This is a genomic window from Desulfosporosinus youngiae DSM 17734, from assembly GCF_000244895.1.
In the GTDB taxonomy this organism is placed as follows: Bacteria; Bacillota; Desulfitobacteriia; order Desulfitobacteriales; family Desulfitobacteriaceae; genus Desulfosporosinus; species Desulfosporosinus youngiae.
Genome location: NZ_CM001441.1, coordinates 1,182,272 through 1,195,318, shown reverse-complemented (window position 1 = coordinate 1,195,318; position 13,047 = coordinate 1,182,272). Strand labels below are relative to the sequence as shown.

Here is a 13,047-nt window from a genome sequence, read left to right as displayed (position 1 = left end):
CACTCATCGTAATCTGCCACTTTGATCCAACTCCCTTTGCACGCTAATCAGTTCGCCGAGGATGCTCACGGCTAATTCTTCAGGAGTTTCCGCCCCAATTTTCAGGCCGATCGGAGAATGCAGATCTTGCAATAATTCGCTGGGTACTCCCTCTTCCACCAATTCGGCGATCAAGGCCTTAACCCGTTTGCGGCTGCCAATCATGCCAATATACGAGGCGGGTTGATTAATCACTTTACGCAGACATACTTTGTCATATCGATGCCCCCTGGTAATAATAACCACAAAGGTTTGGGAATTGATCTTGATCCCATCTATAGCCCGTTCAAAATCATCGCATATAACGGCATCAGCAGTGGGAAACCGGCTGGAATTGGCAAAGGATGGACGATCATCGACTACCGAGACCTCATACCCCACGATTTTGGCCATTGTCGCCAGGGGGAGAGCAATATGTCCCGCACCTAAAATAAGTAATTTTACAACAGTCGTTGGCGGCTCCACCAAAAAACGGAATGCCGGTTTGGTTTTTGCAGTATCACACGGTTCAAACCGGGAATCCAAACTGACTAATAAGGGCCGGTATCCTTTGCCTCCCACTTTAGCACTCTCCAAGGCAACTTTACTCAGCTCTTCAGCACCAAGATCTCCTACAACCTCTCCATTATTCTTAACGAACATTTTTTTACCTATTAGGCTTTCCTCAAAGGCTTCAATTACTGTTACCAGAACAGGGGCTGCGGTATCTTCCTGAGCGGACAGATAATCCTTGATGAGACAAGTCTCATTCTCAGGACTATGAGCATCCAAATAATCTATGAATAATTCCATAATCCCCCCGCAAACCATGCCCTCATCTTGGGCAATGTCTGCGGTCATATTCAAATGATGGATCTTAGAACTTCGAGATGCTAATACATTCAAGGCCTCTCGTCTAGCCTCAGCCTCACCACATCCGCCACCGATAGTGCCAACCGTCGTCCCATCCGGGAATACCAGCATTTTTGCTCCCGGCTTACGGGGAGTCGAGCCTCGTACACCGGTTATTGTAATCAGGGCCACAGCCTGTTTTAGGTCAAATGCCTTTATTAGTCCCAGGTATACTTCTTTTTCCATTAGATTTGTCCCCCTAGATCCGCCTTCCAAAGGTCGTGTAAAGGCATCTTTATTAATTGTTCTATTCTTGCCAGAACGCTCTCTGCATTACTCAACCGCTGTCTGATCCTCCTAAAGGCCTCCTGATCATGCTTATACTGTTCCAGAGGACCCATGAATCTATTCTGAAGCGAAATGATTTGGTCTTCTATAATAAGCTTATCTGCCAAATAGACAACTTCTTTTTCTGTGATAGATTGGTCAGAGTTCAAACGAATATCCATATGGTCAGCTACAATTTCTGCCACTTCAGGATAATTTGCGAGCATTCCGGCTCCAACTAACGCATGGTTGGATTTACCTTTGGCCAGGTCGTGTAACAGCGCGGCCGCCTTGATTAAGTCAATGTTCATTGGATAACCCGATCTGATAAGACAACGCCCTATGGCGCAGCTCAGTTGAGCAACCTGCTTGCTGTGATTTACCACCTTTACTGGAGTGTCCGCACGTTTGATTATAGCATAGCATTCTTCTTCCGAGGGCACCTGGGTATCTCCACAATAGTTTAACATCTTATGGTAGTCCCTCAGTGTATCCATGTCAAGCAAAATACCCGGGTCAAAAACTTCGACATCGAGTGCATCATGCTCATATTCCTCTAGAAATGCCCTCATTCCACCTGGTTTCTTCCAAACTAGGGCCTCTTCCACATAACGTCTGGAAATCAAGGGGGGGTGTCCTCTCTCTCCCTGGTGGGACGGATAGATTATACCAAATTTCGTTGAAAAGAAAGAGCTCTGAAGGGTTTCTATGGTTCGCTTGCTAACCAGCGGATTATCCACAGGTAAGAGAAAAAAGCCAGATACCTCGGGAGCTAAGCTTTTAGCCCCCGCGCAAACTGAGGAAAACATTCCATCGGGAAAATTAGCGTTATAAATGGCTTTAACTCCTAGTCTTTCCAGGACAGGATACAACTCATTTGCCCGATGCCCAACCACGACCCGTATATCCTTTATTCCTCTGTCTAGAAAACTGTGTACAGCTTGTTCCAAAACAGTACTCCCGCCCAACTCTAAAAGCGGCTTGAACTGTTTCATTCGAAAAGAGTATCCTGCGGCAAGAATAATTGCCGCTAATGAATCTTTCCCCTGTTGATCCTCTGCATTAGCCAACACCCGAGACGCTCCCCCTCTCGTCTTGAATCTGACGTTTAGCTGTACTTTTTCTGAATGTTACACCAGTGCTTGATTGAAGATAAAAGCATACTCTCAATCTGCCGCTCTGTCTGGCATCTCGTACTACTTGGATATTATCAAGAGCCCGATGAATTTTCTTTTGCACTTCCCAGTTAATTATGCCTTTTAGCCGGACATCAAGCTGCAGCTGATTTTCTCCCCTTTGCAGACCATCTGTTAGGGTTATCTCGAAATCCAGAACCTCATCAAGGGCAAACAGAACCTCATCGAAGTCCGACATGGTGAGGTAATCCGTCTGGTTCAGGTAAACCCGGTCTCTCGACTTTATCAGCGCAAGTCGCTTTAGTACCGTTTTGCAGGCACAGGGTCCTGGAATAAATTTTGACATGTCGCCTGTGCGATAACGAATCAAAGGCATCGCTGATCTGGTCAACGTTGTAAATACTATCTCCCCTGGCTGCCCATCCACAACGGGCCGTCCGGAATAAGGATCAATAATTTCGACATAGAGGTCCGCTTCTCTGAGATGATAACCACAGAAACCCTCACATTCCAGTCCGCCGCCCAGCCCCATCTCAGTCATACCATAGTGATTAAACACTTTACATCCCCAAGTTCTTTCCAGTTCCTGGACAATAGCCTGGGGTACATAATCCGTACTTAGCAGAACACTTTTCAAGTTTAGAGCCGGAGAACAGCCTTGGGAATCTTTAACCCTCGCTAAACTCAATACTTGAGTAGGTATACCAATCAAAACATCTATATTATCCCGTTTAATTTGTTTTATGGTTTCCTCAGGGTTTGTGACCAGCCCGTGGACAATTCCTGTTACTCCCGCTCTTGCTAAACCCAAGCGCAGTAAATCTCCGACACTTCCTGTTATTTCTCCAGGCAACATGATTAAGACGTTGTCTCCGGGCTTTACCAAGGTTAACATTCCATGCTGAAAGAAATCAATTGTCAATTCTTGATCCTCTTCAGTAAAGAACAGGCGTTTGGGTTTACCCGTTGTGCCTGAGCTCTGTAATGTGACGATTCTGTTGACATCATTTTGGGATACACACAAGAAGTCGAGAGGGTTATCCCTCAAATCTTTGGATGTGGTGAAGGGCAGTTTCGCCAGATCTTGTAAACTTGATATCTTGCAATCTGACCCTGAATATAAATGTCTGTAAAACCGGCTTTTACCGGTTGCCCAGCTGAGAGTTTCCTGCAGTCTTGCCAATTGATACTCCTCGATTTGTTTCCGGGTTAACAAACCTGAACTATCTCCCGTAATTTTTTGCTTTATCCAAGGCTCCAGCGAGGTGGTGTTGATGTCCACACTCTATCTCCCCTTCCGATAAATCGAATGGCCAAACTTGTCGGTTAGATTATAAATGCAAAAGGGAATCAACTTACCTTCAGGGCTTACTACATGAATACAACAATTTCTTAAGCGGTGGATATCCAAATTCCACACATCTTGAAAGGCCATACCACTGATGGAAAATGCATAAGTTTTCAGCTGTTGAATCAGACTGTCCCACGAGTTGGCACCGGAAGGCTGACCGGGAGACTGAATTGCTAATTTTTCTACGCCTGACCATTGCCGGGCTACAAAGGTCCGTGTCTTTCTTGCCAACTCATCCGCCCGCTCCGGCCCGGTACAGCATGAACTGCTGGCAATAGGCTTCAAAGCTCCATCGGCTTGTCTGGTAAAATTACCGCTGAAAGAGCACCTTCCATTGTGGGGTTTGAGATTCTCCGCCTTGATCAAGCCCTCTGTCTGTTCCTCGATCGCCCGGATGACTTCCGGGAGTGTGATCCGGTCTTGATCCAAGGGCTCTTTGGGAATTCTTCCGAAATAACTTACAGGTTGAAAGTGTACACCTCTGACAGCAGGATTCTTTAGGCCAAACTTAATGATTCCTCCGATATTGTGCGTGTTTATCCCTGGTATTATAGTTGGCACTAACACAACACCGATCTCATGTTGAGCACAAGACTCTATCGCTTTAACTTTAATATCTAAAAGACTGCGTCCCCGGATCGACTGATAAATCTTGTCCTCAGTACCGTCAAATTGTAAAAATATCGAGCTAAGTCCAGCCTCTTTCAATCTGTTCAGAAAAATAGGGTCTTCGGCCAACCGTAAGCCGTTCGTGTTTAACTGGATAAATTCAAAACCCAGCGCTCTGCCCATTTCTACAATTTCCGGCAAGTCGTTTCTGAGGGTCGGTTCCCCTCCGGATAGCTGGATATTGACCGGACCGCTGGCGGCAAGGACGTTTTTGTACCATCCCTCGATGACTTCCAGGGAAGGCTCGTCAAGCTCGGTTCCGGCATTGGCAAAGCAAAACCGGCAATTTAGATTACAACGCTGGGTAACCTCTATCAATGCCGTACAAGTCGTCTTATAATGGTTTTCACATAACCCGCAATCAAAGGGACAGCCTTTCTCAACTTGGGTAAAACACTCTTTTGGCGGGGTTGGGATCGTCGGCCTGACCCATAGGTCCCATTGAGGACTGCCGCGCCAAAGCAAGGTTCGATAGTCCCCGTGCTCGGGGCAGCGTTTCATAAGATATACCCGTTCTCCCTGAACCACTCTCTGAGCGGGAATCCTTCTCAGACATTCCGGGCACAAACTCTCTGTTGCGGAAACCAAAGATTCGTCCATAACTTTCACGCGCTATCCCTCTCTAACTGTGACAGTATCCTTTTTGGCAATCATTTGAAAATAACCCATCTTCGCTTTTTTAATCGCTGCCTGGGCAAGGTTAGGATCAACTGAGCCTGAGCATGAAGTGGACTTAAGCCAAAACTCAGTCATTGAGCCATGAGTCATGATTAGGTTAACCGTTAGTTGGGTCAATAGGTTGGTATGATCACACCAATGAACGATCTTAAACCCCCGTTCGGTAAGCTTATCCATTAACGATTCCTTGGGTAATGCTCTTCTGATACAGGATTCCAGTTTGAGTTCCTGAAGGGATTCCAGACCGTCAGGATTGCGGGCGTACACATCATTAACAACAAACCATCCACCCGGTTTGAGTACCCTGAAAATCTCCTTTAGAGCCTGATCTAAGCCCTCCATAAGGGATAAGGCACATTCTGCGAATATCCCGTCCATCCGGTCAGCCGGAAAGGGCAGATCCTCACCAACCCCCCGGATCAGGTTCAGATCCGGATTTTTCGTTCTTCCTCTCTCTAACAGCACCTCTGAAGGATCTAAGCCTATAGCCTGGAGCTGATAACGTGAAACCAAGCGTTCAACCGTTGCTCCACTGCCGCAGCCTACATCTAAGACCCTGGCATCGGGGGGGAAATTACAGAAGTTCACGCCTAAGTCAGTTAAGTAAACTCCCCCTGGTCTTAAGGTATCACCCGTCGTCTGGCGTAAAAGATCACTTTCATACAACTTAAAAATATCATTATTCACAAGTATTAGTCCTCATCATCTAACTCGGAATCCGCTGAATAAGCCGCCAAAATCTCCTGCACTTTATCAAATGTCGTGGAAACAATATTGCCGCATTGCATAGGATAGGCACTTCCCTCAGCCAAGGGCTGTTTCAGGATCCCTTCACATTCGATGCTGCCCTGAGTGTTTGCAAACCATTCCATTAAATCATTAATCATAAGATTGATTTCGGGGTGCCCGGATTCGTCGGGGGTTCCTTTTCCGGCCCTTAATCCTATCAAACATGCCCCCCCGGTAAGTGCACCGCAGGTTTTTCCCGACCTTCCTATTCCGCCGCACAAGCCATGCATGGCTTTAATTAAGTCAGGGTTTTCCTTTCCTTGTTCATCCAAACCCAGAATCAATATGATTTGGCTGCAGCAAAATCCTTGAGTAACTAATTGAAACATCTGAAAAGCATCAACTGCCAACTTGCTCCCTCCTCTACTTATCCTCCAAGCTTTGTTCAACTTCGAACATCTTACCTAAAGCCAGATCTTCCGTAATTAAGACCATGCCGCATTTAAGGCATTTCAGTTCCTCGACCACAAAATCATTGCCTAAATAGGATGCTTTTACTGAGCCACGCTGGAGTTCCCCACCACATTTCCCACACTTCCAAAGGGTTTTCCGGGTTTGTTTTGGCGTGTTATTCATGACCTTCCTCCATAATTTCCATGCGGTGACTATACACGTTGATCACCTCAAAACCTTCTTCCTGGGGCTGATATTCAACCCAATACGTCACTCTATGCGGGCGGTAATTAGCTAAACTGTTGCCATTTTCCGGATCTATGAACTTTCTTCCTGTTCGTTCCGCCTGCTCTATTACCTGCTGAATATCTTCAATTAGAATTCGCCGGCGTTCCATAATTTCCAGAACTCTTTCATTTAACAAAAGCTTAATAGTTCGATACGCCCCTTCCTGTTCCTGGGGAGTTTCATTCCACAGGGTATTTAATAACTTCCTTTTCAATCTCGCCCTATTCTCATGTCGATAGGAAAACCCTACATTAGGTCTGGTTGCAGCCTGGTCAAGGTCCGCTCCAAAAACCAGATCCAACAAATGCATCGTGCGTTTACCTTTAGCTGCAAAATTATCCCTGCACATAGCACAGTAAGCTACATAGTCAGCCGAACTTTCACTGATTCGATCTTCAACAATCTGCTCTGCCAATTCAGAATTAGCACAGGATGTCAGCCCTCCGAAGCCACAACACTTGGTTCGTTCTTTGCTGTAAGGCAGCTCTTCAACTTCATAACCCAACTTTGTCAGGATGTGTCGGACAGCTTCATGAAGGCTGGGTTCATTTCTGGTCGTACAGGCATCCTGCACAGCTAATTTGCCCCCATTTATACTGGCACCTTGCCAAGGCAGCTCCAAATCAGCCATCAACTCCCACAAAGAGATGACTCCAGGAAACCTTTCCCGGAACATACTGTGACAGGTGGAACAGGCCACAATGAGCCGAGGTTTGTCCAGACTTTCCCACTCTCCTGCCAGGACCTTCATACTACTTTGAAATAAGTCTTGGTCACCTGCCCAATCGGCCGGAGCTCCGCAGCAGCGTAACATTAAAGCTACTCCCCCGGAAAGCCTTTCCGTCAAATAGGTGTAAACCTGTTCAACCTGTTCCGGCGATGAACCACTTAATTGGCAGCCAGGAAAGAAGACATACTTGCTGGAATTAAAGCCGTGCTGGTGTCTGGTCAAGGCAAATTCTTCACTATTGTTAAAGGCCATATCTCTAAGCGCAAAATCGTGAGCTGAAGGCGGCATTTTGCCTTTGCTCACCATGCTCACCCGGGTCGCTTTACAAATCTCCCCAAGGTCGAGTCCTTGTGGACAAATTACGGCACACTGCCCACATAGACTACAAGAATTAATCATTTTATTGCCACGACGCATGCCCATGACGATGGTATCATTATTATAAATTTGCCTTACGTACTGTTTGGGATAACTCCCGTAGTTTTGCATGTATTTACAAGCCTTCACACATTCCAGGCACTGACAATTCAGGCACCTGGCCGCCTCTTGAACTGCTTCTTCAGAGGTATACCCGCTTAGCACGTCACTCATGGGCACTCCTGGCAATGGAGAAATCCCATTAAGATTGACGAACAGCTTCGTCTCCTGAGGTCCCTCCCCTGTACGAGAGGCAGTTAACGAAACCCCTTGCAAATATCTGTCCATCGAAACTGCGGCCTTGCGGCCATCAGCAACCGAATTAATAGGAGAATCATTTCCCCCAAAAGCCCCGCTGAATATTCCTGGGATCTGTGCGGCACATGTGACTGAGTCAACCTTTGATTGTTCGCCCAGGAGCTCTCTGACTTCCTTAGACTGCTCTGCCAAGCCCAGATACACCACGTCGAATCCTGCTTGCAGCCTGGATAAATCCTGGCGGGTTATTGTACTGTTTAATTCTATTTTAACGTTAAGTTTGTTTAAGACGGACAATTCCTCGACGATAACCTTTGCAGGCAATTGGTTTTCCGGAAAACCCCACAGGTTTCCGCCAAGGCGTTCTGCTTTCTCAAACAGACTGACGTTATATCCCTTTTTAGCCAAGTCATAGGCTGCAGTTAAGCCCCTTAGTCCAGAACCGACGACCGCAACTGTCTGGCTTTTTGCAGGAATTATTCCTGCCTTAGTTCTTTTTTCGGATTGATTTTGCACGCAAAACCTTTCCAGTGCTGAAATAGCGATAGCTGTTCCAACATCTTTACGTTTACAGACGTCCTCACAGGGATGATCACAGATCCGGCTAATAATTCCCGGAAAGGGTTGTTTCTTCTGCAGTGTTGCCAAGGCACTTTTCATGTCCCTTTTTTGAATGTCTTGCATCAATTTCCGAACATCTACATGGATAGGACACCTCGCGGTACAGACTGGGGGATACTCTTGGGTACACTTATCTTCCTGCTTTTTTAGTTCGTCTTGATCCATCAGCAACACCCGCTTCCCTAAGTTAATACCGGTTATTGTCAGTCAAGGCAGGGAACCTGAAATCGTGAATACCTATTTCAAGCTCCCTGCCTAAAATTCGGTTTCTTAATTCTTAGCCTGAAGTGCAGCCAGTACTTTTTCCGGACGGGCAGGTAAATGCTTGATTCGTGCTCCACAGGCGTTATAAATAGCATTTATAATTGAGCCATGGGGGCATGTCAGCGGCAATTCTCCGCAGCCTGCGGCACCGAAAGGACCATAAGGTCTATAGGTTTCAACATAGATGAGTTCAATATTATCCGGAGCATCTTTGATATAGGGCAGGCCGGCACCGACCAGATCTACGTGTTTCTTCAAGTCTTCGAAATCTTCGCTTAAGGCGAGACCAATACCTTGAACCACTCCACCGTACATTTGTCCATCGACCACCAATTTATTGGCTATTTTACCCGGATCAGCTACCACCGTCATTTTGACAACCTCTGTTTTACCTGTGGTGATGTCGACCTCAACTTGTGACAAGAAGATTCCGTACATATAAACAGCAAACGGATTTCCTTGTCCGGTCTCAAGATTACACTCTGAAGCTGGGGCAGTCCACTTACCTTGGAAGAATACCGGCAATTCTTCGGCAACCATTTCCTGATAGGTACGGAACGTTCCATCAGCTTTGGTAACTTCTTTTATCAGCATTTCGCAAGCAACCCTGGTGGCATTACCGACTAATACTTGAGAACGGCTTCCTCCTGCCGGTCCGCTGTTAGGGGTCGTTTGCATATCGTTCATAACAAGTTTGATATTTTCCGGTTTGATGCCCAGAGGACGCAAAGCCTCGTGTGCGGTCGCTAAGCTTCCCATATCCGCCCCTTGACCATGGTCTTCCCAAGAAGTATACACTGTTACTCCCTTAGCAGTCAGCTCTACATTAACTTCAGCACTGTCTGCACCATCCAGGCCTGAACCATACACCCCGATGGACATTCCAACTCCGCGTTTCTTGTTTTCAGCTGACGCCGGCTGTTTTGCCCATTCCTGTGCTTTTATATAGGCAGGTTTCAGCTTATCCATCATTTCGACCAGACTGTATACATCCGGTTCGCAGCCGGTTGGCGTGGTGTCACCCGGTCTGTAGACGTTTTTATAGCGAAGTTCAAAGGGATCCATACCTAGTTTTTCTGCAAGCTCATCCATTAATACTTCGGAGGCAAATTCACTTTGCGGAGATCCATAGCCCCGGAAGGCAGAGCCCCAAGCATGGTTTGTACACACAGTCCGGCCTTCACCGCGAATATTGGGGATATGGTAACCGGCACCCATGAACTGGCTCCCACGCAAGGTTACCAAGTCGCCGAATTCGGAATAAGGACCATGGTCGCAGCTCCAATCGCTTTCCATGGCGATTAACTTGCCCTCTTTAGTAGCCCCGAATTTAAGATTCATAAAGAAAGGCGAACGTTTGCCGGTATAGGTCATTTGCTGGTAGTAGTCAAACTCAAGGTATACCGGTTTGCCTGTTGCCACGGCAGCAACCCCCAGCAGGGCTTCGATCGTGGGACTGAACTTATAGCCAAAGGTTCCGCCGGCAGGGTTTTGTACTAACATTAGTTTATCCGGATCATATCCTATTCCCGGCGCAATCATAGCATGATGGAGATGAATTCCAATACTCTTGGAATGAATGATTAGTTTATCGTCGTTAAAGTAAGCAAAACCAACGTCTGGTTCGATGGGCATGTGGGGCTGACGTCCTACATAAAAATCGTCTTCCACAACGACATCTGCCGCTTCAAGCAGCGGCGCAGTATCTTCCCCTTTGACAACCTTGGTTTCAAAATAAATGTTAGGTGTTCCGGGATGAATTTCAATAGCGTCATCAGCCATAGCGGCGGGAGCGCTCATATATTCGGGGAGTAATTCCAGCTCCACCTTTACTTTTTCGACGGCTGCCTGGGCATGTTCAGCAGTATCTGCTGCAACAATAGCGATGGCATCCCCAAATTGGAACACTTTTTTATCACATAAAATCGGGCGTTCCCATCCATCCCCTTTGTTGGTCGGGAAAGTGATCAGGCCGGTGATTCGGTTCTTACCAATAACATCCTTGTGGGTAATAACTTTATAGACGCCCGGCATTTTTTCAGCCTCAGATGTGTCGATCGAAATAATATTAGCATGAGAAACTTTGGCTTGAACCAGTTTAAGCTGCAGAGTTCCACAAGGCATTTTAAGCCCCAAATCTGCGCCAAAGTCGCAAGTCCCGGTAACTTTGGCCAAGGCAGAGGGACGAATATATTCGCTGCCCCAAATTCGGCCATCCTCAGGCAATTTACACCATAACTCTTCAACAGTAACCTCGCCGCGCATCAATCGAGCAGCTTCCATGACTGCGTCAATTAAAGGGATATACCCTGTGCAGCGGCATGCATTTCTGTGTTTTTGGAACCAATCCCGAACGTCTTCTCTCGTTGGATTTACATTTTCCTCTAAGAGTTGTTTAGCTGAAACAATAAATCCAGGACTACAGAAGCCGCATTGGGCAGCTCCATGAATCATCCAGGCAAGTTGTAATGGATGTAAGTTGTCCTTGGTTCCTACTCCTTCGATGGTCGTGATAACTGCCTCATCAGCAACCCGTTTCATTTTCATGACACAGGAACGGATGACTTTTCCATTTACAATAACGGAGCAAGCACCACATTGAGCTTTTCCACATCCGACTTTGGTTCCGGTCATGTGTAATTGTCCCCGTAAAACATTTGCTAAGGTGACTTCCTCATCGACAACCAAAGTCTGAGGAACACCGTTAATAATTAGATTTCTCTTAATCAACTTTTTCCATCTCCTTTTCTTCAACAGAACTCTGCAACTTCGATTTATTCCTCCCAAATACTAGTCATCAAGTAAAGCAAATTTTCCCACCCATCCATCTAATGAACAACTGACAAATCATTCCTCCATTCTTTTTTGTTTGACTAGACGAATTGTTTTTGTTTGTTTTAAATTTGATTGGCTTTGCTTTACTTTGTTCTTCTTATAACTGATGCAAGTTTTATGCCAAGAATTCGAATAATTTGGACACTTGCCCTTCCGCTCATTCTGACAAAGAACACAGATTTCCTTATGGACCATTATGACCGCCGGCCATCCCTGGCCGGCGGATTGTAAATCGGCCTTGACCTCGTGTTAAGAATGCGATACCATGCAAGAGACAGATTGCCTTTCCCTCAGTCTGCCTCTGAACATCTGACAGTTTCAATTCCACAATAGGTGTGTTCAAACCTAACACACTCTCATCACGAATTGGAGGCTATCTCTATGGAAAAAATTAAAGTGCAAGATTCTGTTGGTGCCATTCTCATTCATGACATGACACAAATTATCCCTGGCGTAATTAAAGGTCCCCGTTTTCGCAAGGGGCATATCATTAGGGAAGAAGATATCCCGGTTCTCCTAAGTATGGGGAAAGAGCATATCTACGTCTGGGATCAAAAACCCGGTCTTATTCATGAGAATGAGGCAGCAGAGCGACTTGCCAATGCAGTATCCGGTTCCGGCTTAATCCTTGACGAGCCTAAAGAAGGAAAAATCACCCTGACAGCTGCTCACGATGGGCTTCTTTACTCATCAGAAGACGGTATTTTAGCTTTGAATACCTTAGAAGGGGTCATTCTCTCCACACTTCACAATCATTACCCTGTTAAAAAAGGAGACAAAGTCGCTGGAACCCGGGTTGTTCCTCTCATGATCGATGAAAAAATAATTATCGAAGCGGAGGAAACCGCCAAGACCTTTAAAACTCCTATCTTAGAAGTAAGACCGCTAAAGCCCTTTAGGGTCGGTATTACCATAACCGGAAGTGAAGTCTTTCATGGACGAATTCAGGATAAATTCGGTCCGGTGCTGCGCTCGAAAGTTGAAAATTGGGGATCAATGGTCATAGAACAAACCTATGCCAGTGATGATGTATCCCTAATCCAAGCCAGCATTCGTGATCAACTGGCCAAAGGGGCCGAAATGCTCTTAGTCAGCGGCGGTATGTCTGTCGATCCTGATGACGTGACACCCACGGCTATTAAAGAGCTGGGAGCCGAACTAATCACTTACGGCGCTCCTGTTTTACCTGGGGCTATGTTTTTGCTTGCCTATATGGGGGAGATTCCCATTATGGGATTACCAGGATGCGTTATGTATGCTAAGACAACTGCCTTCGATTTAATCGCTCCAAGATTACTCGCCGGAGAAAGGCTGACCCGCCATGACATAGTCAAGCTTGGAAGCGGCGGACTTTGTCTTGACTGCCCGGTCTGCACCTATCCGCATTGTTCGTTCGGAAAATAAGCGTATTTCTATGCAAA

Annotated in this window: 10 protein-coding genes; 1 reads left to right on the top strand and 9 read right to left on the bottom strand. The window is 46.3% G+C overall.

The features are described 5' to 3' along the window. Window positions 1–3: 3 nt before the first annotated feature. The 9 genes from DESYODRAFT_RS05830 to DESYODRAFT_RS05790 all read right to left on the bottom strand — a co-directional run bounded on the left by DESYODRAFT_RS05830 (window position 4) and on the right by DESYODRAFT_RS05790 (window position 11,521). Window positions 4–1,116 (bottom strand): XdhC family protein, encoded by a 1,113-nt coding sequence (locus tag DESYODRAFT_RS05830; RefSeq protein WP_007780644.1) that lies wholly within the window; start codon window positions 1,114–1,116, stop codon window positions 4–6. Continuing rightward, window positions 1,116–2,270 carry a DVU_1551 family NTP transferase gene (locus DESYODRAFT_RS05825; RefSeq protein WP_007780640.1) on the bottom strand — a complete coding sequence of 385 codons (1,155 nt, stop codon included), beginning with the start codon at window positions 2,268–2,270 and terminating at the stop codon, window positions 1,116–1,118. Before DESYODRAFT_RS05825 ends, DESYODRAFT_RS05830 begins: the two co-directional genes overlap by 1 nt. Then, on the bottom strand, window positions 2,260–3,615 hold the full coding sequence (locus DESYODRAFT_RS05820; RefSeq protein ID WP_007780637.1) for a DVU_1553 family AMP-dependent CoA ligase: 1,356 nt from the start codon (window positions 3,613–3,615) through the stop codon (window positions 2,260–2,262). The genes DESYODRAFT_RS05825 and DESYODRAFT_RS05820 overlap by 11 nt, the downstream gene beginning before the upstream one ends. 3 nt (window positions 3,616–3,618) lie before the next feature. Continuing rightward, window positions 3,619–4,953, bottom strand: a complete 1,335-nt coding sequence (trsS, locus tag DESYODRAFT_RS05815) for a radical SAM (seleno)protein TrsS (RefSeq protein ID WP_042339382.1) — start codon at window positions 4,951–4,953, stop codon at window positions 3,619–3,621. Between the two features lie 12 nt (window positions 4,954–4,965). Beyond that, a complete protein-coding gene (gene trsM / locus DESYODRAFT_RS05810; RefSeq protein ID WP_007780634.1) occupies window positions 4,966–5,718 on the bottom strand; it encodes a DVU_1556 family methyltransferase in 753 nt (250 codons plus the stop codon). Between the two features lie 5 nt (window positions 5,719–5,723). Beyond that, a complete protein-coding gene (locus DESYODRAFT_RS05805; protein WP_007780632.1) occupies window positions 5,724–6,170 on the bottom strand; it encodes a DVU_1555 family C-GCAxxG-C-C protein in 447 nt (148 codons plus the stop codon). A gap of 13 nt (window positions 6,171–6,183) precedes the next feature. Then, window positions 6,184–6,396, bottom strand: coding sequence for a DVU_1557 family redox protein (locus tag DESYODRAFT_RS05800; protein WP_007780630.1), 213 nt, complete (start codon window positions 6,394–6,396; stop codon window positions 6,184–6,186). Beyond that, complete coding sequence (locus DESYODRAFT_RS05795) at window positions 6,389–8,692, bottom strand: pyridine nucleotide-disulfide oxidoreductase/dicluster-binding protein (RefSeq protein WP_042339380.1); 2,304 nt, start codon at window positions 8,690–8,692, stop codon at window positions 6,389–6,391. The genes DESYODRAFT_RS05800 and DESYODRAFT_RS05795 overlap by 8 nt, the downstream gene beginning before the upstream one ends. Before the next feature lie 105 nt (window positions 8,693–8,797). Next, a complete protein-coding gene (locus DESYODRAFT_RS05790; protein WP_007780624.1) occupies window positions 8,798–11,521 on the bottom strand; it encodes a molybdopterin-dependent aldehyde oxidoreductase in 2,724 nt (907 codons plus the stop codon). 486 nt (window positions 11,522–12,007) lie between these two features. Between DESYODRAFT_RS05790 and DESYODRAFT_RS05785 the strand changes: the two genes are divergently transcribed. Further along, entirely contained in the window at window positions 12,008–13,030 is a 1,023-nt protein-coding gene (locus DESYODRAFT_RS05785) for a molybdopterin-binding protein (protein ID WP_007780621.1), read from the top strand. Window positions 13,031–13,047: the final 17 nt, after the last annotated feature.